19 protein-coding genes are annotated in these 23,364 nt (G+C 45.2%); 6 read left to right on the plus strand and 13 right to left on the minus strand.

Annotated features, from left to right (window positions below):
• Positions 1–48: 48 nt before the first annotated feature.
• Together CI960_RS17325 and CI960_RS17330 are read right to left on the minus strand one after the other, a co-directional pair.
• Positions 49–642, minus strand: a complete 594-nt coding sequence (locus tag CI960_RS17325; RefSeq protein ID WP_005854280.1) for an acyltransferase — start codon at positions 640–642, stop codon at positions 49–51.
• 10 nt (positions 643–652) lie between these two features.
• Entirely contained in the window at positions 653–1,357 is a 705-nt protein-coding gene (locus CI960_RS17330; protein WP_005854278.1) for an SAM-dependent methyltransferase, read from the minus strand.
• A gap of 53 nt (positions 1,358–1,410) precedes the next feature.
• Between CI960_RS17330 and CI960_RS17335 the strand changes: the two genes are divergently transcribed.
• A complete protein-coding gene (locus CI960_RS17335; RefSeq protein WP_005854276.1) occupies positions 1,411–2,808 on the plus strand; it encodes an rRNA cytosine-C5-methyltransferase in 1,398 nt (465 codons plus the stop codon).
• Positions 2,809–2,924: 116 nt separating this feature from the next.
• On the opposite strand, the gene CI960_RS17340 is transcribed toward CI960_RS17335, so the two are convergent.
• The 3 genes from CI960_RS17340 to CI960_RS17350 form a co-directional block, all read right to left on the minus strand.
• Entirely contained in the window at positions 2,925–3,929 is a 1,005-nt protein-coding gene (locus tag CI960_RS17340; protein ID WP_005854274.1) for a DUF4837 family protein, read from the minus strand.
• A 197-nt stretch (positions 3,930–4,126) separates the two neighbouring features.
• Complete coding sequence (locus CI960_RS17345; RefSeq protein WP_005854273.1) at positions 4,127–4,810, minus strand: hypothetical protein; 684 nt, start codon at positions 4,808–4,810, stop codon at positions 4,127–4,129.
• A 5-nt stretch (positions 4,811–4,815) separates the two neighbouring features.
• Positions 4,816–6,894 carry an RNA degradosome polyphosphate kinase gene (locus tag CI960_RS17350; RefSeq protein WP_005854272.1) on the minus strand — a complete coding sequence of 693 codons (2,079 nt, stop codon included), beginning with the start codon at positions 6,892–6,894 and terminating at the stop codon, positions 4,816–4,818.
• Positions 6,895–6,952: 58 nt separating this feature from the next.
• Between CI960_RS17350 and CI960_RS17355 the strand changes: the two genes are divergently transcribed.
• Complete coding sequence (locus CI960_RS17355) at positions 6,953–7,453, plus strand: metallophosphoesterase (protein ID WP_005854271.1); 501 nt, start codon at positions 6,953–6,955, stop codon at positions 7,451–7,453.
• Between the two features lie 5 nt (positions 7,454–7,458).
• Here CI960_RS17355 and CI960_RS17360 read toward each other — a convergent pair whose 3' ends face one another.
• The 3 genes from CI960_RS17360 to CI960_RS17370 all read right to left on the minus strand — a co-directional run bounded on the left by CI960_RS17360 (position 7,459) and on the right by CI960_RS17370 (position 11,664).
• Entirely contained in the window at positions 7,459–8,577 is a 1,119-nt protein-coding gene (locus tag CI960_RS17360; protein ID WP_005854270.1) for a hypothetical protein, read from the minus strand.
• Between the two features lie 63 nt (positions 8,578–8,640).
• Positions 8,641–9,486 (minus strand): lipoyl synthase, encoded by an 846-nt coding sequence (gene lipA, locus CI960_RS17365; RefSeq protein WP_005854269.1) that lies wholly within the window; start codon positions 9,484–9,486, stop codon positions 8,641–8,643.
• A 3-nt stretch (positions 9,487–9,489) separates the two neighbouring features.
• Positions 9,490–11,664 carry a S9 family peptidase gene (locus CI960_RS17370; protein WP_005854268.1) on the minus strand — a complete coding sequence of 725 codons (2,175 nt, stop codon included), beginning with the start codon at positions 11,662–11,664 and terminating at the stop codon, positions 9,490–9,492.
• 80 nt (positions 11,665–11,744) lie between these two features.
• Here CI960_RS17370 and CI960_RS17375 point away from each other — a divergent pair, with 80 nt between their 5' ends.
• The gene (locus CI960_RS17375) at positions 11,745–12,671 is read left to right on the plus strand and encodes a TIGR01212 family radical SAM protein (RefSeq protein WP_005854266.1); all 927 of its coding nucleotides are present in this window, start codon (positions 11,745–11,747) and stop codon (positions 12,669–12,671) included.
• Here CI960_RS17375 and CI960_RS17380 read toward each other — a convergent pair.
• The 3 genes from CI960_RS17380 to CI960_RS17390 form a co-directional block, all read right to left on the minus strand.
• On the minus strand, positions 12,657–13,151 hold the full coding sequence (locus CI960_RS17380; protein ID WP_005854264.1) for a DUF4251 domain-containing protein: 495 nt from the start codon (positions 13,149–13,151) through the stop codon (positions 12,657–12,659). The genes CI960_RS17375 and CI960_RS17380 overlap by 15 nt on opposite strands.
• A gap of 114 nt (positions 13,152–13,265) precedes the next feature.
• A complete protein-coding gene (locus tag CI960_RS17385) occupies positions 13,266–14,240 on the minus strand; it encodes a S9 family peptidase (RefSeq protein ID WP_005854262.1) in 975 nt (324 codons plus the stop codon).
• A 19-nt stretch (positions 14,241–14,259) separates the two neighbouring features.
• Complete coding sequence (locus tag CI960_RS17390) at positions 14,260–14,595, minus strand: DUF6565 domain-containing protein (protein ID WP_005854260.1); 336 nt, start codon at positions 14,593–14,595, stop codon at positions 14,260–14,262.
• A gap of 122 nt (positions 14,596–14,717) precedes the next feature.
• Between CI960_RS17390 and CI960_RS17395 the strand changes: the two genes are divergently transcribed.
• Positions 14,718–17,396, plus strand: a complete 2,679-nt coding sequence (locus CI960_RS17395) for a calcium-translocating P-type ATPase, PMCA-type (protein WP_005854258.1) — start codon at positions 14,718–14,720, stop codon at positions 17,394–17,396.
• 148 nt (positions 17,397–17,544) lie between these two features.
• A complete protein-coding gene (locus CI960_RS17400; protein ID WP_005854256.1) occupies positions 17,545–18,132 on the plus strand; it encodes a hypothetical protein in 588 nt (195 codons plus the stop codon).
• Between the two features lie 5 nt (positions 18,133–18,137).
• Here CI960_RS17400 and CI960_RS17405 read toward each other — a convergent pair whose 3' ends face one another.
• Positions 18,138–20,252, minus strand: coding sequence for an outer membrane beta-barrel family protein (locus CI960_RS17405; RefSeq protein ID WP_005854254.1), 2,115 nt, complete (start codon positions 20,250–20,252; stop codon positions 18,138–18,140).
• A gap of 222 nt (positions 20,253–20,474) precedes the next feature.
• A complete protein-coding gene (locus CI960_RS17410; RefSeq protein ID WP_011966791.1) occupies positions 20,475–20,990 on the minus strand; it encodes an FKBP-type peptidyl-prolyl cis-trans isomerase in 516 nt (171 codons plus the stop codon).
• A 129-nt stretch (positions 20,991–21,119) separates the two neighbouring features.
• Between CI960_RS17410 and CI960_RS17415 the strand changes: the two genes are divergently transcribed.
• On the plus strand, positions 21,120–23,354 hold the full coding sequence (locus CI960_RS17415; protein WP_005854248.1) for a S9 family peptidase: 2,235 nt from the start codon (positions 21,120–21,122) through the stop codon (positions 23,352–23,354).
• Positions 23,355–23,364: the final 10 nt, after the last annotated feature.

A 23,364-nucleotide genomic window follows, 5' to 3' on the forward strand; every position in this document is an offset into this window, starting at 1 on the left:
CGGGGCGTGCCCCGTCTCATCCCTGCAAAATAGTAATTTAAGATATTATCAGTCTGTGGGAGACGGGGCACGCCCCGTCTCTACAACTTGGTGATTGTGTAGGCGGTAACGTTGGCCGCTTTCCGGACAAGTAGCGAATCCTTCGGAGTCAAATACAAGGCGATGGCCGTACTCGCTTACCCAACCGATCTGGCGGGATGGATTTCCTACGACCAGCGCATAAGCCGGAACATCCTTCGTTACCACCGCCCCGGCACCGATCATGGCATACCGCCCGACCGTATGTCCACAAATAATCGTAGCGTTAGCTCCGATCGAGGCCCCCTTGCCAATCACCGTCTCCTTATACTGGTCTTTCCGAGAGATAGCGCTACGCGGATTGGTTACATTTGTAAACACGCAACTAGGCCCCAAGAACACATCATCCTCGCAAATCACCCCCGTATAAATAGACACATTGTTCTGTACCTTCACGTTATTCCCTAAGACCACGCCCGGCGATACGACTACATTCTGGCCGATATTACACGCCCTGCCAATCACGCATCCCGTCATGATATGGGAAAAATGCCAGATATGGGTTCCTTCCCCGATCTCACAACCGGCATCGATTACCGCTGTCTCGTGCGCTTGATAACTCATATCAATCCTCTTATTTATAGATTAGGAAAATAGTAGGCTTCTTGCTCAGATCGGGAACTTTACCCGCCCATTCCTTGACCGGGCGAGTATGGATATACTCATCCTCACAGGTTATATTCGAGGCGATACACAGTTTCGTAGACGGACGGCACGTACGGATCAACTCCTCGGCCAGTTTATTATTCCGGTAAGGAGTCTCGATAAACAATTGCGTCTGATGCTCGGAATAGATCCTTCCCTCCAATTTCTTGATCGTGTTCGTTCGCTCGGAAGCATCAATCGGCAGATAACCGTGAAAAGCGAAACTCTGTCCGTTAAAGCCCGATCCCATCACCGACATCAAGATAGACGAAGGCCCCACCAACGGTACCACCGGATAATCCTTCCGTTGGGCGATAGCTACTACGTCAGCACCCGGATCAGCGATCGCCGGACAACCCGCCTCCGAGATCACGCCTACGCTCTCGCCTTTCGCCAAAGGAGCCAGATAACCAGCTACTTGTTCCGGGGAGGTATGTTTATTCAGCTCATAAAATGTCAAGTCATCGATCACGATCCCCGGCTCCACCTTTTTCAAGAAACGGCGTGCCGTACGCACGTTTTCCACGATAAAATGCCGGATGGATAAGATCACGTCACGGTTGTACTCTGGTAAAACACGGCGATGTTCCGTATCGCCCAAGGTAACTGGTATAAGGAAAAGAGATGCTCGCATACTGTTTGTTTTCCGCGAAAGTAGTATTTTTGCCGCAAACTAACAGAATAATCATGGCACTTCCTATTGATTTTATTACCCGTACACGGGCTTTACTTGGCGAGGAGTTCGATCATTTAGAGGCAGCGTTAAGCGCTGATGTTCCCGTAAGTATCCGTATCAACCCGATGAAAGGGACTCCCGCTCCCAAAGCAGGTGCTCCAGTCGCTTGGTGCGAGAGCGGTTTTTATTTGCCGGAACGGTTGTCTTTCACCTTCGATCCTCTATTCCATGCGGGGGCCTATTACGTGCAGGAAGCGTCTTCCATGTTTCTGGAACAAGCGATCAAGGCATACGTGAAAGAGCCGGTACGTTGCCTGGATTTATGCGCCGCCCCGGGTGGCAAGTCCACGCATCTGGCGAGCTTATTGCCGGATGGAAGCCTGTTAGTGAGCAATGAGGTGATCCGCAGCCGGAGTTATGTATTGGCCGAGAATATCGCTAAATGGGGCCACCCGGACACGATCGTTATCAATAATGACCCGGAGGAGATCGGAGAGGCATTGCCTCATCTGTTCGACGTGATCGTCACCGACGTACCTTGTTCCGGTGAGGGCATGTTCCGGAAAGATACGGATAGCACAGGCGAATGGAGCGTAGATAACGTACGGCTTTGCGCCTCCCGTGGGCGGCGCATCATCCATGATATCTGGAACGCCTTGAAACCCGGAGGTATCTTGATCTACAGTACATGTACCTATAATACGGAAGAGGATGAGGAGAACATACATTATATAATAGAGGAGCTGGGAGCCGAGGCATTGCCTATCCCTACCCAAGAGGAATGGCAGATCACCGGCGCCCTCCGGTTTGAACATCCGGTTTACCGCTTCTTCCCGCATAAGACACGGGGCGAAGGCTTTTTCCTCGCCGCCCTCCGGAAAGCGGAAGGCGAGATCGAGGAGATTCGTGTCAAGTCCAAAGGGAAAAAAGAGCGGGGAAAAGCCGCTCCGTCCATCCCACAGGAGGCCCGTCTGTTCCTTTCGGATGAAACTTCGTTTTCTCTCGAATGGAACGGCAGTTTCCTTCGAGCGTATCCCAAAGCCCATTCGGATCTATTTTCACTCATCAATGCCAAGCCTTTACGGGTACTTTCCGCCGGTATTTGCCTAGGAGAAGCGAAAGGGAAAGACTTTATCCCGTCTCAAGAGCTGGCTTTAAGTACTGCCTTAACTCCCAACGCATTTCCATCCGTGGAACTGGAATGGGAAGACGCTATTAAATTCTTAAAGAAAGAGGCGCTCGTCTTACCCTCCGGCATAGATAAAGGATATGTGTTGGTACGCTACCAAAGACTTCCGCTAGGTTTTGTAAAGAACCTTGGCAACCGGGCCAATAACCTGTATCCGCAAGAGTGGCGTATACGGACGGGATATATTCCGGAGGAAATCAAACTATTTTTAGGACGATAAGACCACTATATAGGCATAAAGCCACACGTATATACGTATAAGACCACACTTACGTACGTGTAGGCCGATGCGTATATACGCATGAGGTTACGCCTATATACGTGAGAGAATCAATCCTAATCCACGAATCGCAACGTAAACAAGGCGGCCTCCATCCGGCGGATCAAGTTCGCCTTTTTTGATTCCGGGGCATAGACAAAGCTTTCCGCTACAATAACCCGCCCTTTTTTCTTGTCGAGCAGGGCATGGCTGACAAACGGGCCGCCCATCTTATCTCCTTCCATACGCCAAAGACCACGCAATACGCCGCGGTATTCGCCACGGTAGGTGATCGGCTCGTAAGAAAGCTCGAAGCGCTTCTCTGTCTTCATATAAGAATTCGGGAAAGAGCCCGGTACGTTCCGCCTCACTACAGAATCACGCATAGCGACCAGATAATCTTCGGTAAATGCCTCTTGAGCCGTATAGGGAAAACTATATACCAAGATATCAGTCCGTCCCCGATTTGCGTTATTCGAGCCCCAAAAGAAATCGGTCTCTTCCTTATAGGCCGACATATCTTCCGGCACGAACAGCGAGATACCGAAACGGGACTTCAACTTCTCATTGATCCAACTGCTATGGCTCTTAGAAAGTCCAACTATCCAACGTTCCCTTTCCACTCGATTGAAATGGTTGACCAACCGTCCTTCATTTAATAAAAGGAACTCGGTTAAAGCAGCGGTAGTCGGAGCATACAGAGTCACAACATTCTGACCGCTGGCCCATTCATCGGGACTCTCTCTTGTTCCAGCTTTCGTATACCGGTTAGGATCTACGGATACGATCAAGATATTTCGTACGTATCGTAATAAACCGGAAAAGCCCGATGGCTCCGAATAGGTGACACGCATAGATGCTTCCGCTTGAGGCAAAGCAGGTATCGGCGCTCGCAATTGTTCTTGCAGCAACTCCCCCACCTCACCATTCCATGCGTCTCGATCCATTACAACCACCACCTCGAAAGGCCATCCGGTAGCCCGCCGTAGCGAGGCCACCGGAGAGGACGAAGTCCAATCACAAGCGGAAAGCCCCACCATTAGGCTAAGGCTGATCCATAGTAGTACAGTTTGTGTTCTCATAGCATTCCTGATTATTCGTTCTTAAAAATTAAATCACACACCGCAAAAGTACAGGAAGGATCGTAAAGAGGAAAGAAATGGTACCGGACAAAACAAGCGAACATCAAACAACTAATAATCACACATATAAACCACGCAATGGGAGATAAACGGATAATATTGCCGGACAATCACGACAAACAAAATAACTTTAAGCTTTATAATAAACGGACATAGGCATCCAAATCCGTCTTTTCATCCAAGCCTAGACGTTTTTTTAAACGGCCTTTCGATTTGGTTAACGCATCCGGAGTATTATTAAACACGGCTAGTTGCTCCTTTCGGGAGAAATTCCATTTGATCAAGCAACATATTTCCTGCTCATGGCGGGTAATACTGTATTTATTTCTCAGATCGGTTAAGAAGTTATTAAACAGAAGATCGGTCATACCAATAATCTCAGCCCATTCCTCTTTACTTGGATTCACATGGAGAGGATCATCTTTAAGGGCACATAAAAGCTTAGGTACATCCACATCTACTTTTCCGGTAGCATTGTCCAATAAGTTATTATCGCCGGAAAGAACAAGGATCTCTCTCTCCAACTGCTCCATCTTCTGGCGATAGGCCGTCAGCTCCGTCTCGATCCGGTCATAAGCCTCCGAGCGGATGACCAGAGAATCCCGTTCCCGCTCCAAGCGTACGACTTGCTCTTGATAGGAGGCTAATTGTTGTTTATAGCGATACATATTCGCTTTATTCTGCCGAATGCGAGAACGGACAGATTCATTTCTCTCCCGGATACGTCCCGTACGTACTCCCAACAAAAAGCTAAATACCACCGCCACGCTCAAGGCTAAGCAACCAGCCCCCCAATCAACAAATCCCCAAAACTCCCCCATCCCGGTTACCGTATGGATTTATTTCTCAAATAATCATAGATAGCCAATTGCGAACGCACTTTTACCGGATTATCATCACACTTAAAATTATTACGTAACTCGCCATCCAAATAACAAGCTTTCACGTTGTCACTTAGCTGGATATTCAAGATATCGATTATCTCCCTCTTCAGATCCGGATCGAGGATCGGGAAAGCCGTCTCGATCCGTCGGTTCAAATTCCGACGCATCCAATCAGCCGAGGTAAGGAAAAGATCCTCCTGACCATCATTCAGAAAATACCAAACCCGTGAATGCTCCAAAAACATATCCACGATACGAGTAACCCGGATGTTAGCGCTATAAGGTTGGTTCGGTACCAGGCAACAAATCCCCCGAACAATCAGATCGATCTCTACCCCCGCCTCACTCGCATGATAGAGTTCCTCGATCATATGTTGGTCATGCAGTCCGTTCATCTTTAATATGATCCGTCCTTTTCGGCCTTCCCGCACATGCTCGATCTCCCGCCGAATCCTACCTGTCAATTCCGAGACCATATTGAAACGGGCCACCAACAAATGGCGGAAAGTAGGTTCTTTCATACGCCCTTCCAAAACAGCGAATACTTTATTGATATCCGTAATAATCTCCGTATTCGAAGTCAATAACGCCATATCCGAATAGATCTTGGCCGTCTTCTCATTGAAATTACCGGTACTCAAATAGGCAAAATCACGCCGTTTAAGTCCCTCGGACGTATCCTTCCGAAGAATGACCGCGACCTTCGCATGTACTTTCAAGCCCGGAATACTATAAATGATACGAATACCGGCCTGCTCCATACGCTCTGCCGTACTCATATTATTCTCCTCGTCGAAACGGGCTTTCAATTCCACGAATACCGTCACTTTCTTACCATTCTGGGCAGCGCTGACCAGCGTATTAATCACGGCCGAATTCTCTGCCACTCGATACTGGGTAATCTTGATCTCATCCACCTTCGGATCAAAGGCCGCCTCCATCAAAAAGCGGATCAAATAATCGAATGACTCATAAGGGAAATGCAATAAGATATCCCGCTTCTTCACGGCCTTGAATACCGACCCCATCTCATCGAGGAAAGGCACACGCATAGGCACCGGTGGCTGCTGCTCCAAATGCTTTCCTGCCGGATTCGGCAATTTCATCAAGTCCTGCAAATTATTATATCGTCCACCTAACACCAAGTCCTCCGACGTAATACCAAAGGCATCGCAAACAAAAGCCAGAAAATCATCCGGCATCGCTTGATCATACATAAAACGGCTCAAGGCTCCGATCTTGCGCTTCTTCACCTTCTTACGGATATTCTCCACGATATTCGCCCGGCTCTCATCATCCAAATAAATATCCGCATCCCGGGAAATCTTGATGCTGTAACAGCCATCAATAATATAACCGGGAAAAACATTCTGTAAATTCGCACGGATAATGTCGTCGATAAACATGATATAATATTTCCCGTCATGCGGAGGCAACTCGATAAAACGGGGAACTTTCGCATAAGGAATCTTCATCAACGCATAATGATACTCGGGTACGAAGCCCGGCTCATTCATCCGCTTGCTCCGCTTAATCATACGGATCACAAGGTAAAGCCGACGATCCCGGATGAACGTACGTATATCACCGGCTTGAATCATGACCGGCGACAGGAATGGGAAAACCTCCTCATTAAAGAAATTATGGACAAACTCTTCATGGAAAGGTTCCGGCTTCTCATTCTGGTATAAGTAAACATTCTGGCGATTCAATTCCGGCAATATCTTTTCCGAGAAAATACGGTAATAGTCCCGTTGCTGGCGGTTAACCTCCCGGGTGATAGCCGCCAAGGTCTCTTCCGCCTCAGCTGCGCTCTCCTCCGAATAATTCTTTTTCATGATTACCCCCCGATGTTCCGCAACCCGGATCTCATAAAATTCTTCCAGATTCGAGGAATAGATAGAAAGGAACTTAATACGCTCATAAATAGGCAGCGTATCATCTTCCGCTTCCAGCAAGACACGGTAGTTAAACGACAACCAGCTTAAGTCCCGTTTAAAATATTGATATGAATTCTCCATAATATTCTTATCTTAGGCGTGTAAATATAGATACTTTCGAGCAATAAAAGAAATTGTTATGATTAAAGTTGGATTGCTTTCAGACACCCATGCGTACTGGGATGATAAGTACGCCGAATATTTTAAAGATTGCGATGAAATCTGGCATGCGGGCGATATAGGCTCCGATCTTTTGGCCGCGAAATTCGAGGCTTTGAAACCTTTCAAAGCCGTATACGGAAATATAGACGGACAAGCCATTCGCCTGCAATATCCTAAAGTAGCTCATTTCAAGGTAGAAGACGTGAACGTTATGATGACTCATATCGGAGGTTATCCGGGCCGCTACAATCCCGAGATCCGCAAAGAATTATACGATACACGGCCAAATCTATTCATCTCCGGACATTCGCATATCCTGAAAGTAGTATTCGATCGAAGCTTGAAGTGTCTGCATATGAATCCGGGAGCGGCTGGAAAAAGTGGCTTTCATCAAGTACGTACCTTATTACGTTTCGTTATTGAGGGAAAGGATATCAAAGATTTGGAAGTTATAGAGCTAGGGAATCGGGCATTATAAGATGATTAGTTACCGCAACAGAAACTCTCGGCGAAAAGAATCGTATTTTGCAAATAAGCGAACTCTTTCTCAAAATATTCGCTAAATACCCCGGAACTCAAGTTCTCCTCGATTTGTTTCGCTGTCCAAAGCTTTCCGCTACGGCGCTTACATTGATTTAATTGCTCTTCCGTACGTAAACAAATAACATAGAGAGATACCAAATGTTTCACCTTCTCGTTCTCAAATGTATAACGGATCAGGAAGCGTGGAGCAATTGATTTATCTTGCGCCAAACTTCCGAGAGTCTCTTTGACCGTGCTATCTATACTATGTCGGAAGAGCACGTAATTATGGAACGGATAATCCATCGTATCCGGAGAGACAAACTCATCCTTACTTCGTCTCACCAGATATAACATACCATTATAAACAACGGCGATACGCACGATCGGATGATAGTATTTCTTCGGTAAAGAGCGGCTGACCGAACGTGCGATACAACCGATCACCTTCCCATTGTCATTCAATACGGGAACCCACATTTCCTTTTTCAAGCTACCTTGCATCAAGGACAAACGTATTTGCTCATAAACAATGACCAAAACACCGATTACCAATCCCAACTCCCGGTATAAGAAACGTTCGGTACGCATATTCTGCATCGTTTCCGGCAAGATGCTATATAACAAGATGATGAAAAGATGCAACGTGTACAGGTTCTGTACCAACTGAGCGAGGAAATAAAATTCGTTCAAGGTAGTACGAAGCAAAGTACGTTTAAAAGAGGGACGTTTCGAATCGCGTATACGTTGTATGACCGTTCTCCTCGTGAACCCCACGATCGCTAACGCCACGACCAGTAATACTTCCGTGATAAGAGGAGAGTATATAAACAACACAGGTTCAAGCTTGAGACAAAGAAATACGGAATATAAGACCAATGTGCCCGCCGATGGCAGAAGCATAAATTGGTACACCTTATCCTTACTCAACACTTGAAACAAAAAAATACAAACAAAACAGAAAGTAACCCCAATTATAAAGGATAATAAATAAGAAAAATAATTGTCCAAAAACATGAACAACAACAACGGCAATAAACCTATCGCCTGATTATCTAGACCTTTCTTTACTCTGTTCATTCCTTCCCCCCCTTTAGTCCACTTTTATATTAATAACAACAAAGATTGTCAAAAGTTCATGAATCATATATGCTTTTCCGCATGGTACGACGAGCGCACCAGCGGAGCGCTCTCTACTTTCTTAAAACCTTTGTTAACGGCCTGTTGTCTATAATATTCAAAGCGTTCAGGAGTCACATATTCAGAGACGGGAATATTCTTGCGAGAGGGCTGTAAATACTGCCCGATTGTCAAAACAGAAACACCCGCCTGCAAAACATCATCCATTAATTCAAGCACCTCATCCTCAGTCTCCCCCAGTCCGACCATGATACCAGTCTTGGCTACCACACCCCGCTCAGCGATTCGTCGCAAAACGGATAAGCTCACGTCATACTTAGCGGCGCTACGCACTTGCGGACTGATACGGCGTACAGTCTCCATATTATGGGAGATAATCTCAGGCGCCGCATCCACGACCTGATCAACCAGATCCAATCGTCCTTGAAAATCCGGGATTAAGACTTCCACGGTCGTTTGAGGATTCACCTCTTTGATCGTACGGATCGTATTTACCCAATGAGAAGCGCCTAAGTCTGGTAAGTCATCACGATCAACGGACGTGATCACCGCATGCTTGAGATTCATTAAACGGATGCTCTCCGCTACATTCGCAGGCTCTTTCGGGTCCAACGGAAGAGGTTTACCCGTTAGCGTATTACAAAAACGACAAGAGCGAGTACAGATCTCACCACCGATCATGAATGTAGCTGTTCCCCGGCTCCAACATTCACCCATATTCGGGCATTTACCACTTGTGCATATTGTGTGAAGGCAATGAGATTCAACAATACTTTTTGTCTTCGTGAATTGCTCATTTCCGCCAAGCCGGATCTTCAACCAATCCGGCTTTCTTAAATGCTGCGCCATGTCTTACAAATTATTGAATAAATAATTAGCCATCTTCGTATACAAATGGTAACGGGTATTACCACCATATATGCTATGATTCCGATCTTTATAAACATGCATATCGAACTGCTTATTGGCTTGAACCAAAGCCTCGGCATATTCCATTGTTTGCATAAAATGAACATTATCATCGGCGGTTCCATGAACCAGCAATAACTTGCCTTGTAAGTCTTTCACCCGGCGTAACGGAGAGGTAGCCGCATAGCCCTCGAAATTCTCTTGCGGGGTACGCATGAAACGCTCCGTATAAACGGAGTCATAATATTTCCAGTCCGTCGGAGGAGCTACAGCGATACCCACCTTAAACGTTCCGTTTCCGGTACTCAAGGCCATCAACGTGTTATAACCTCCGAAACTCCAACCCCAGATCGCGATACGATCCTTATCGATATAAGGTAACTTGCCTAACGCTTGCGCAGCCTCCACTTGGTCTCTGGATTCCAGCTCGCCCATTCTCAAATAAGTACATTTACGGAATGCCTCACCACGGGCACCGGTTCCACGACCATCCACACATACCACGATAATACCATTTGAGGCCAGATATTGCTCCCAATCGAAACCGTATTGATCCAATACTTGCTGGGAGTTAGGGCCACTATATTGCGTCATCATCACCGGATATTTCTTCGACGGGTCAAAATCAGCGGGTTTTACGATCCAAGCGTTGAACTCATAGTCCGAGGCCGTATGTACCTTCATGAACTCCTTCTTGGCAAAAGCATATTCCTTCAGTTTACTCTTCAACGCAGCGTTATCTTGCAGGACACGTAGTTCCTTTTTGGTCTTCGTCTCATTCACTGTAATCTTCGCCGGGGTATTCGCGTTGGAATAGGTATTCACGAAATAAGCGAAATTGTCACTAAAGACCGCCTTGTTCATACCCTCTTCCGTGGAGAGTTTTGTCTTCACGCCTTTCGCGTCGATCTTATAGATAGAGCGGCGGATCGGGCTTTCCTCGGCAGACTCGTAATAGAAAGTCTTCGTATTCTCATCCACGCCCAAGAACTTCGTGACATCCCAGTTCCCTTGAGTTACCTGACGTTGCATAACACCTGTCGGGGAATACAAATAAATATGGGAATAGCCATCTTGTTCGCTCACATAGGTAAACCCATTGTTCAAGAACTGGATGGAAGTCAACCAATCAGAATCCACGTAGCATTTATTTTCCTCACGCAAGATCAAACGGAACACACCGCTCTTCGGATTTGCATAATACATATTGAATACATTCTGCTGGCGGTTCAATGTCATGATAGCCAACTGATCCGGATTCTGCGTGAAAGTAATGCGGGGAATATAGAAGTCGCCTTCTACCGGGACCTTCATCTCTTTCGTGTCTTTGGTGACTACGCTATAAGAATGTACGGAGACCTTTGAATTCTTCTGCCCGGCCTTCGGATATTTATATTCGTAATACCCCGGATAAAGTCCCTCACCATACATCTGCATAGAATATTCGGGCACCTCGGACTCGTCAAAACGGACAAAGGCCAGATACTCGCTATCGGGAGACCACGCCATTAGATTTGTCACCGCGAATTCTTCCTCATACACCCAATCCGTGATACCATTCAATATCTTATTCAACTCACCGTCCTTGGTAACTTGTACCTCGGTATCAAAATCAAACTTACGTATCCAAATATTATTATCCCGTACATAAGCGCACATACGACCATCCGGCGAGAATGTCGGGATCATTTGCTTACCCTTGGCATCGGAAATAGGCTTCACATAATTACGACGTACGTCATAATCATAAACCACAGCCTTGGTAGAGCGACGATAAATAGACTCCGTATCCCTCCAAACCAAGATATGATGCCCGGTGCTGCTGATTGTATATCCATCAAAATCCGTAAAGGTACATTCACGAGCTTTACGGGCATTAAACAATGTATCCACAGGATTTCCCGTACGATAGGAATATTTAATGATCATACTCTTATCGGCGTTCATGGCTGTGTAGTGTTCTCCATCCGGCAGGGATCGCATCTCTCCGATAGCCGTCACTTGACGAAATTTCCCATCGGTTATTTCTTTTAAGTCAACATGCTTGCTTCCGGTTTGTGCGGCCACACTTCCGAATACGGCCAACGAAAGCAATAAACTAAAACCTAATCGTTTCATTTATACTCTTTATTTCAGATTGAAACGCGAAGTTAGCATAAAAAAGTGATTCAAATTGCGAGAAATCGTATCTTTGTCTTATGAAAAAAACTAAACGATATTATGAATTTGGGGATTTTCTACGGGATCTATTCAAATTCAAGGTTCAGAAGATTTCCATAAACGCAGGCTTCACCTGCCCGAACCGAGACGGGTCTAAAGGATGGGGCGGTTGCACCTATTGTAATAACCAAACATTCAGTCCAGAATACTGTCATACGGAGAAAAGCGTTACCGAGCAATTAGAGGAAGGCGTACGTTTTTTTTCCCGCAAATATCCGGATATGCGGTATCTGGCCTACTTCCAAGCCTACACGAATACATACGACCGATTAGACTCTCTTATTCTCAAATATGAGGAAGCGCTTGCCTATCCCGGAGTAGAAGGATTGATTGTCGGCACTCGTCCGGACTGTATGCCGGAAGGTTTATTGGATTATTTTGCGGAGCTTTCCCAGCGAAAATTCGTCATGATTGAATATGGATTGGAAAGTACGCTTGATAAGACCTTAGTCCGCATAAACAGAGGGCATACCCATGAAGAATCGGAATCCGCTATCCGTCGTACGGCGGCAAAAGGTATTTACACCGGGGCACACCTGATACTCGGACTACCGGGAGAAAGTAGGGATGAAACATTACACCATGCGGATGTCTTATCACGCCTCCCGATCACGACACTTAAACTGCACCAATTGCAGCTAATCAAGAATACCCGCATGGCGAAAGAGTTCAAGGAAGATCCTTCTGATTTCCATTTATATACGGCTGATGAATATATCGAATTAGTGATTGACTTCATAGAACGACTGAACCCCTCTATCGTAGTAGAGAGGTTCGTATCACAATCCCCCAAAGAGCTACTGATCGCACCGGATTGGGGTTTAAAGAATTTCGAATTTACCGCTAAGGTAAATAAGCGGATCGAGGAAAGAGATACACGGCAAGGACGACTATTTCAAGTCTAAGGCGACATCACCATAAAAGGTAATAGCCTGTTTATTCACGGGTGTCACATTGATTGTCACCGAGCCATTCGGATAGACTTCCACCCGAAACATGTATACATCCTCTTTGGTCTTTACACGGAACTTGATTTCGGAACTACCTTTCTTTTCAGAGGTTTGCTCCTTCTCTGTCGCCACTTCTTTAAACGTCAAGCCCTCTCCACCACCATAAGGAGCAGAGTAAGCACGTCCAAAGTAAGGAAGATAAGACAGGATCGAGTCACCATGTATTTCCAATGAGTAGGGGGAAGTAAGATTGACGGATCTCCCGGCCATCGGTACGGCACGATCCACATCGATCTTAATACGACCGCTATCCACGATCTCCCTCACTACTCTCTCTTTTTGCTCCTTCCGCTCTTGCTTACTTTGAGCAAAAAGGGATTGCCCTGCACAAAAAAGGACAATCCCTAAAAATCCAACTAACCTTGTTAATCTCATAACCTTAATAAACTAAACACACTATTAATCACTCTATATAGTAAAGACAATCCTTCGGGTGAATAGTTTAATCTAAAAAGGTCAAATTAAGGCTGTTTATATTTCATTATCATATTAACGCAAATTATCCAAGATATAATCCTGTACGGTAAAATCTTTCCGTACGATCGTATCACCGGGAACACGTTCGTCTGTCGTGATCGCTAAATTCTCATCGCCTAAGACTTGACGGCTCAAGAAGCTCATGATATCGTATTGGTTCCGGGACATAGGGAGCCCAGAGATCTCATGCCCCGCATTCTCTACCTTATAAAAATAATAGGAAGCTTGAAGATTTTCCAGACTTTTCGCTACAGCGGATGATCCCCATAAACCGCCGAGGTTCTCCATAGCGGCTTGTTCAAAAGGAACGGTTTTATCCGCATCGCCATGGAATAGCATAATCGGACAAGGCATCTTTTCCCAATGTGGAGGAAGCACACCAGAGACCGCACCGGCATATGAGATCACACCGGCATAGTTGAAACCTGCCGGTAGCCTTTTCGCCAACTCATGTCCGTTACATAAATCATACTCTGCCTGCAATACCGTAATCGCCCCGGCACTCGAACCGCTCGCTACGATCTGCTCCACATCGATGTTCCAATCCGAGCTTTGGTTGATCACAAAACCGGTAGCATCATAAAAATCCTCTACCGCCGTATCGATCGCATGCTGCAAGGCCGCGATAAAGTCCATCGGAGAAGAGACTTTAGAAGGATCCAGATTCTTCAAGGTGGTACGATAATCCGTAGAAACGACCACAAATCCGTTTCGGGCGAGGAACTCGAAATAGGGAATATATCCTTTATCCGCCTTATCTCCCCCTTTAAACCCACCGCCAAAAGCAAAAATCATCACAGGCTTTTTTAAGGCGGGCGATATAGAAGGCAACTCATACTTGTCCAAGGACAATGTATCTGTCCCTTTTATAGAGAATACGAAATTCTCTTTCTGAACTTCCACATTCGCCACAGGTTTAGGCTGCGTACAAGCGAACGAGCAGACGATCCATAAAGCAAATAGCGAATACACCCAATTTCTGTTCATCTTATTTTCGTATTAGAGGTTATTTTGTTCCTTCCTTCAAACCATCCAAGAACTTATCCACTTTCTTGGCAGCGTCTTTCACGCCCGCTTTCATTTTCAATCCGGCGTATGTCGCTTGCAATTTAATGATCTCCGCTTTCTCATCAGCGTTTAACTCTTCCTCGAACTTGGCGTAAAGATTCGTGGATAGATCCGAGAATTTCAGATCCGCCTTCTTCCAGTCCTTATCGGTATAATCAGCGGCCTCCATTTCCACCTTATCTACAAAATCACTAAACTCCTTCACATATGAATCCTTTGATTGGCAGGCGCTCAAAGCGAACATAACCAATAACATGAATAGTACTTTCTTCATCTTTTAATTAAAAATTAATTTGTTATACAACACAAATATATGCAAAAAGGTTAAACCCTTGTATATGTCGTATAACTTTACGTAATTTGCTATCCTATTTTCTTAATCAGATTAATAAATTTATGGAGAAAAAACATCAGTACCGAGGATTAACCAAACAAGAAGTAGAAGAGAGCAGGCGCCTTCACGGCGAGAATGTACTTACCCCGCCCCAGAAAGCTTCGTTATGGAGCCAATTCTTGGAGAAATTCGAAGATCCTATTATTCGTATATTATTAGTGGCATGGCTCTTGTCCATGATAATCGCTGGCGTACATTGCTGGGGACCTGAGGCGAAAGGTTTTACGGCCTTCTTGGAGCCGATCGGCATTTTCTTCGCTATCATGCTTGCCAGTTGCGTGGGCTTTTTCTTCGAGGTGAAAGCGAACAAGGCATTCGATATCTTGAATACAGTCAATGATGATATTTTAGTGAAGGTAATCCGTGACGGGAATATCTGCCAAATACCGAAAAAAGAGGTCGTCGTAGGCGATATCGTTGTTTTGGAGACAGGTGAGGAAATTCCCGCAGATGGACATTTGCTTGAAGCCATTTCCCTACAGATCAACGAATCCACACTAACCGGTGAACCGATTATTAGCAAGACAACAAACGAGGCGGATTTCGATACGGAAGCGACTTATCCGTCCAATGTAGTCATGCGAGGAACGACGGTCGTGGACGGACATGGCGTCATGCAAGTGGAAAAAGTGGGTGATGCTACCGGATACGGTAAGGTCTACGAAGGCTCGCAAATCGAGAGCGATGTAGAGACTCCCTTACAGATCCAATTGAAAGGTTTGGCCGGAGTGATCAGCAAAGCCGGATATACGATCGCCGGAGTGACGTTCATCGCCTTGACCGTAAAATTCCTTTTATCGGATAGCTTCCCCGGGATGCCGGCGATGGACATCATCGCCCATATCCTCAACTACTTTATGGTAGCGGTTACGTTGATCGTGGTATCCGTTCCGGAAGGATTACCGATGAGTGTCACGCTAAGTTTGGCCCTCAGCATGAACCGTATGTTGAAGACGAATAATCTTGTCCGCAAAATGCATGCCTGCGAGACCATGGGAGCAACTACCGTAATTTGTACGGACAAAACCGGAACGTTGACACAGAATCAAATGCAAGTCTACCAAACGAATTTCTACAACCTGAAAGAACAAAAGCTTGGGGAGGATGAGTTAAGTAACCTGATCAAAGAAGGTATCTCCACGAACTCCACGGCATTCCTCGATTTCTCGGAAGAAAAGGTAAAAACCCTTGGAAACCCGACGGAGGCCGCCCTTTTACTCTGGTTGAACGGACAACACCAAAATTATCTGGAATTAAGAGAGAACGCTACGATCCTAGATCAATTGACCTTCTCTACGGAACGGAAATATATGGCTACAATCGTACAATCACCGTTACTCGGCAAGAAGGTACTTTACGTGAAAGGTGCTCCCGAAATCGTACTGGCCAAAAGTAACCGGGTGGCGATAGACGGAACTTGCAAACCGGTGGCGGAATGTAAAGCCGGCATCGAAAAACAATTATTGGATTACCAGAACCAAGCGATGCGTACGCTTGGCTTCGCTTACCAAATTATCGAGGATGGAAAGGATGAGACTTTCTTCGTAGAGGGTCGTTTGCATGATACGGATTTAACGTATTTAGGTATTGTAGCGATCTCCGATCCGGTACGTGCGGACGTGCCGCCCGCTGTTCAAAGTTGCTTGAACGCAGGTATCAACGTGAAGATCGTTACGGGAGATACACCGGGTACGGCCAAAGAAATCGGACGGCAGATCGGTACGTGGAAAACGGATGATAGCGACAGGAACATTATAACAGGTCCCGCATTCGAGGCGCTTAGCGACCAAGAGGCCTTGGAGCGTGTCTTAGACTTGAAGATCATGTGTCGTGCCCGTCCTACGGACAAACAGCGTTTGGTACAATTATTACAGCAAAAAGGCGCTGTGGTAGCGGTTACCGGCGACGGGACAAACGATGCCCCAGCCTTGAAAGCTGCTCAAGTCGGCCTCTCCATGGGAGACGGTACTTCCGTCGCCAAGGAAGCCAGCGACATCACGATTATCGATAACTCGTTCAGTAGCATTACCCGTGCGGTGATGTGGGGACGTTCCTTGTACCGGAATATCCAGAAATTCCTGTTATTCCAATTGACCATCAATGTTGCCGCTTGTCTGATCGTATTATTAGGTTCCTTATTAGGTACGGAATCACCTTTGACCATCACGCAGATGTTATGGGTAAACTTGATCATGGATACATTCGCAGCCGGAGCATTGGCCTCTCTCCCACCGAATGAACGAGTGATGAAAGATAAACCTCGCCGGAGCGGTAAGGATGGAGATTTCATTATCACTCGCCCGATGGCTTACAATATTTTCGGTGTCGGATTCGCATTTGTCGTAATCTTGATGGGCTTGTTGTTCTATTTCCATGCGCAAGACGGCTTAACGCCACACGACTTATCATGGTTCTTCAGCTTCTTCGTGATGCTACAGTTCTGGAATATGTTTAACGCGAAGGCTTTTATGGAAGGACGTTCCGCTTTCGCCAATTTAAAGGATAGTAAAAGTTTCTTGCTAGTTGCATTACTGATTTTGATCGGTCAATACCTGATCGTCACTTTTGGAGGCGAGATGTTTAGCGTAATACCTTTGTCCTTGAGAGATTGGGCGATTATTATCGGATCTTCCTCTCTAGTTTTATGGATCGGTGAGTTATTCAGGTTATCCAAAAGATAAATATATATTGTACAACTTGTAGAGACGGGACACGCTCCGTCTCTACAACTGAAAATAGTACACCTATATAATATATCAACCTAGCTATAAATAGCTATTTCCTTATTCCATTTCGTTTTTTAACTTCGCATCCCAAATTATTTAAATCATGGAACATCTATTAGAATTAGCGAAAAGAAACCAAGAAAGAGCTTGGGAAGTGATCCGGCAAACCGACATTATAAATATCTGGAAATCTGTCGGGGCGGAAATAAACTTAGTAGGCTCCTTAAATATGGGACTACTCATGAAACATAAGGATATCGACTTCCATATTTACACCTCTCCCTTCCGTATATCCGACAGCTTCCAAGCGATGGCCCGGCTAGCGGAGAACCCGCTCATTAAACGAATCGAATACGGAAACTCGCTCGATACGGAAGAACGATGTGTAGAATGGCACGCATGGTTCCAAGATCCGAATAACGAACTCTGGCAAATTGATATGATCCATATCGTAAAAGGTTCCCGTTATGACGGTTATTTCGAGAAAATGGCCGAACGTATAACCGCCGTACTGACTGACGAGACTCGACAGGCCATCTTAAAACTGAAATATGAGACACCGGATACAGCGAAAATCATGGGCGTGGAATATTACCAAGCAGTCATTCAAGACGGCGTGCGTACGTATGCAGAATTAGAGGACTGGAAAAAACAACATCCAGTCACAGGCGTTATCGAATGGATTCCATAAGAACATTATTGACCAAACCGTGAAGAATCGATCTCTTTCTTATTCTTCCGGTTCATCTTGCCCAATGTATACTTTAAAGTGAGCGATACTGAACGAGTATCCGAATAGATCGTCATATCACTCTTCTGGCTGGGATAATCAATATGCGTTTTCGCACGTAAGCCCTTTAACAAATCCTCACCTCGCAGCATTACACTTAACTTTTTCGGTATCGGATTCCAGACAAGCCCTGCCGATACATTATAATTACCATCCACATCATAGATACCTTGTATCGAAGGCGCACTATAGCGAGCATTCACTTCCAGCGATAAGTTCTTCTTCTTTGATAAAGTAAACGTATTGAACAACATCAACTGCCCGAATAACTTTTTCCGATCAAACGAAATATCGATAAACACTCCCTCATCTTGAATTAAGAAGCCCGATGCCACGAACCGTGAGCTAACCACCCCACCGATCCGAAACGGGATAACTGCCATCGCCCCGAAAGTATTATGCTTATCGAAATTAACCGATTGGTAATAGGCTCTCAACGCTTTCGTATCTTGATAATACAATTGGCGAATATAATTCACATGATGATTGGCAAATAGTCCAAAAACATATTTCTTTTTCAAGATATAATTAGCCCTAGCCATATAAATACGTTCCGGTTCCAAATAAGGATTTCCCCGTACCTGACTATACACATTCAAATAAGAAACATTCGAGCTCATGGCCCAATACGCCGGATACTTCTTATCGCTGGAAAAATTGACTTGAAGCATATTCGATGGATCGATCGTATAACTCAAGTTCAATTGTGGATAGAGATTTACCCCAGACCATAAGGTCCACTTCCGGCCCGCCGAATCAATCACCGCCTTATTATACTCCGCCGAAAGAGAAGCGCTCAACACCAGTTTCTTGCCAAAACGCTTAGAGAAACCGGCATACAATCCCGCCGTATACTCTTTTTCTTTTTGGGCAAACGTAGCTGACAGATCCTCCTGTTTATCTTGGTAGGTAAAGGAGCTATTATCCGTAAAGGATAACTGCACATTCGTGCCCGCGTTAATTTTCCATCCTTTTCCAAATACCCGTTCGTAGTTGACGAATACATTCGCCAAATGGATATTTTGCCGGGAGGTAGCCTCCACCTCTTGTTTCGTATCGGGATAATCCGAGATCATATATTGATCCCTGCGATCCTTATAATAGGTATAATCCACCCCTGCGCTCAAGTTCTTGGAATGTGCATAATTCAATCGTACATTTTGAAGATTCTTCGGGCCCGATAACTTATTATTACTTTCCGCATTCTCAATACCCACAAATAGAGTGTTCGAATATCGTTTGGAATTAGAATCCGTTATCTTGGCATAATAAGAAATATCCACCTCACGCCCCTTATCCATAAACCAATTGGCACTCGCCCCAATCGTATGGTTCATAGAACGACCTACCGCCGTATTTTCTTGCAGGATCTCATAAGGGCGATCCTTCACGATAGGATAGGCGTTCATATCCTCGGTTGAACGGGAATGGTTATAATTAGCGGAATAAGATAGATCCAGACTATATTTCTTTTTGGAGTAGGATAAATTCACTAATCCGGTTGGCGAGAAGTAGAAAGCTTGCTTTCCGGTCAAAGAGATATCGGCACTTAAATCCTCATTCACTTTCTTCTCCATAATGATATTTATACTACCTCCTTTTACGCCATATTTTGGAGGAGAGCTATACAAAAGCTCTAGACTCTTTACTTTGCTGGCCGAGGTAGATTTCAGAAGCTCTACAATCTGGGACAATGACATTGAGCTTCTACGTCCGTTAATAATAATGTTCGTAGCAGGGACGCCGATGATACTAACGTTGTCCCCTTCTTTCACCAATCCGGGAATCTCTCCTAAAATATCAAATGCAGTATTCACCGGTTTGGCCATGATCAAGTTAGGCACGTCGAAAGATAAGGCATCGTCCGTAACCGTAACCAAAGGACGCTCGGAAGTAACGTAGACATCCGGCAATTTTACCGTAATACTATCTTTCACCAAGATAACAGAATCCTTAGTCTGTGCATTTACAGCGACAAGAACATTCAGAAGCAACAAGAAAGGAACAATGGCAGTCTTCATAATATCAAGATTATGTTTATAATCCGCCAAATTAAAAAGAAAAAAGGAGATAAGCAACGAAACTATCGAATATTTACGAACAAATCGTATACATATTCAAAATAAAGCAATTACACCACACCTACTTATACTATTAACCCGTTGGCGGAATTAAGTAACCGTGCCAAATCTTATAAAGATAAAAGTCAGATCAAACCAAATGTGCCTTTAGTCTGATAATATTCATTCGACCTTATCCAAGGTAAAAGTAAAGATTAAAGTAGAACCTCCGGGGATACCGCTATAATCTCCATATCCATAACCTAGCGAAGCCGGGATAATCGCCTCCACGGTCTCATCCAGATGGATATTCAATAAGACACCGCTTAAGCCCGGGATAATGCCGTTCATAGAAAAACTTGATCTATCCAGTTTCTTTTGAAAGACCTGTCCATCTATAAACTTCCCTTCCAGACCTAGCAAATAGACCACGGAAGTCATCGTGGGTGTTGTTGTCCACTCATTTTCTTTCCGAATGATCCGGTATAAGGCGGTATCACCCCCTAGAACAACTTGCTTATATCTTAATTCACCCATCTCATCTTTCTCTGTTTTCTTTTCCCAGATGTATTCCTTGTTTTTGTTGATATAAGCCAATTGTTCTTCCGAGAATTGAAGCTCATCATCATCCCCACAAGAAGTAAGTCCCATCATCATGATCACTAAAAGTGACCATACATACATTGAAAGTGCTTTCATTCCGATTTCTATATAAAATTAAATTATAATTATTCTTGATTTCCGAGGCGCGAATATACAAATCCATTTTGTTATATCAACTAACTTTCCGTTCTTTGCATAAATATAGTAGTAACCAACTAATACAACATGAAACTAAATAAATTAATAGCGATCGCCACGATCAGCCTTCTGTCGGGAGGTATAAGCATGGCACAAAAAGCGTTGAATCTTGAGGATATCGTTGCCGGTAACGTCATACAAACAAAAGGCATCGGAAGCATGACTTGGCTAAAAGACGGTGAACGTTATAGCCGCTTGGAAAATAATAAGCAAACCGGAGGCACGGATATCGTCGCCTATCAAGCAAAAGATAACTCCCGTGAAGTCATTATCCCCTCATCCCTATTGACAGACAAATCTACAGGAAAGCCTATTCCCGCACGTAGTATCTCTTGGAGTGCGGATAATGAGAAAGTCTTGATTTATAACAATACCCAACGGGTATGGCGTTATGATACCCGGGGTGACTATTGGGTATTAAACCTAAAGGACGGCGCTTTACGTCAATTGGGAAAAGGAATGCCGGAATCCTCCATGATGTTCGCTAAATTCTCTCCGGATGGCACACGTGTGGCCTATGTTTCCAACAATAATATATATGTAGAAGATATAGACTCCGGGAAAATCACGCAGCTAACAAAAGACGGAAGCGATACGATTGTCAACGGAACTTTCGATTGGGTATATGAGGAGGAGTTCAGTTGCCGGGATGGTTTCCGCTGGAGCCCGGACGGAAAGCATATCGCCTATTGGCAAAGCGATACGAAAGGAACGGGAATGTTCGACATTATTAATAATGTAGACTCCATCTACGCAAAGGTAATCCATTTCCCATACCCCAAGGCAGGAACCACCAATTCAGCCGTAAAAGTAGGCTACGTTTCCTCTACCGGCGGGAACACCACTTGGATCGCCATACCCGGAGATCCCCGGAACAACTACCTGCCCCGTATGGAATTCATCCCCGAAAGCGACGAGTTGTTCATACAGCAACTAAACCGCCCGCAGAATACAAATAAGGTATGGATCGCCAAGATATCCGATAACTCGCTGAATAATATCTTCACTGATACGGATGCCGCATGGCTGGACACGAATGATAACATACAATGGTTAAAGGACAACCGCTATTTCACATGGGAAAGCGAGCGTAGTGGCTGGCGACACTTATACCGGATAAGCCGGGACGGAAAAGAGATACAACCCATCACCAAAGGTGATTTTGATTATATCTCGCCGGTCGGGACCGATCTACAAAAGGGCTGGGTCTATTTCATCGCCTCCCCGGACAATTTCACCCAACGTTACTTGTACCGGGCTAAAGCATTCGGCAATGGGGAAGTGGAGCGTGTAAGCCCCATGGAACAATCCGGACAGCACCGCTACAATATGTCACCCACCGGCAAATGGGCCATACATACGTATAGTAACGCCTCTACCCCATCCGTTATCGACATGGTTTCTTTCCCGAAACATCAATCCGTACGCATGCTTGAGGATAATGCCCAAGCCAAGGACCAATACGCCGCCTTAGGATTAAACCCGAAAGAATTTATCAAGGTCAAGTCCGGCAATCTAACCTTGGACGCATGGATGATAAAACCTGTCGATTTCGACGCATCCAAGAAATACCCGGTTATCATAGAGGTATACGGCGAGCCGGCAAGCGCCACCGTACAAGATGTATGGGGTAACGGAGATTTATGGCAACAATATATGGCGAACCAAGGTTATATCGTGGTAAGTATCGAGAACCGGGGTGCGAATACTCCCCGTGGACGTGAATGGCGGAAATGTATTTACGGGGAAGTGGGTACTTTCGCTTCCGAAGACCAGAGCAGGGGTATTCTGGATATGACCCGTCAATATCCGTTTATCGATGCCAACAGGATCGGTATTACCGGATGGAGCGGTGGTGGTAGCCAGACCTTAAACTGCATGTTCCGTTATCCGAAAATATTCCATACTGGTATAGCGATCGCTTTTGTAGCCGACCAACGTTTATACGACACGATCTACCAAGAACGTTACATGAATACTCCGCAGAACAATCCGGAAGGCTACCACAAAGGTTCCCCGATTACCTATGCCGAGGGACTGGAAGGTAATCTGCTGCTTATTCATGGTACGGGAGATGATAACGTGCATTACCAAAATTGCGAGATGCTGGTGAACAAGTTGATCAAGAACGGAAAGATGTTTACGCAAATCAGTTACCCGATGCGTAGCCATAGCATCAACGAAAGGGAAGGAACAACTCTTCACCTACGTAAGACAATGGCTAAATACTGGCTGGAACATCTTCCGGCCGGTGGTAAATAGTTAATCCACG

The organism is Parabacteroides sp. CT06, from assembly GCF_002257605.1.
Lineage (GTDB): Bacteria > Bacteroidota > Bacteroidia > Bacteroidales > Tannerellaceae > Parabacteroides > Parabacteroides distasonis.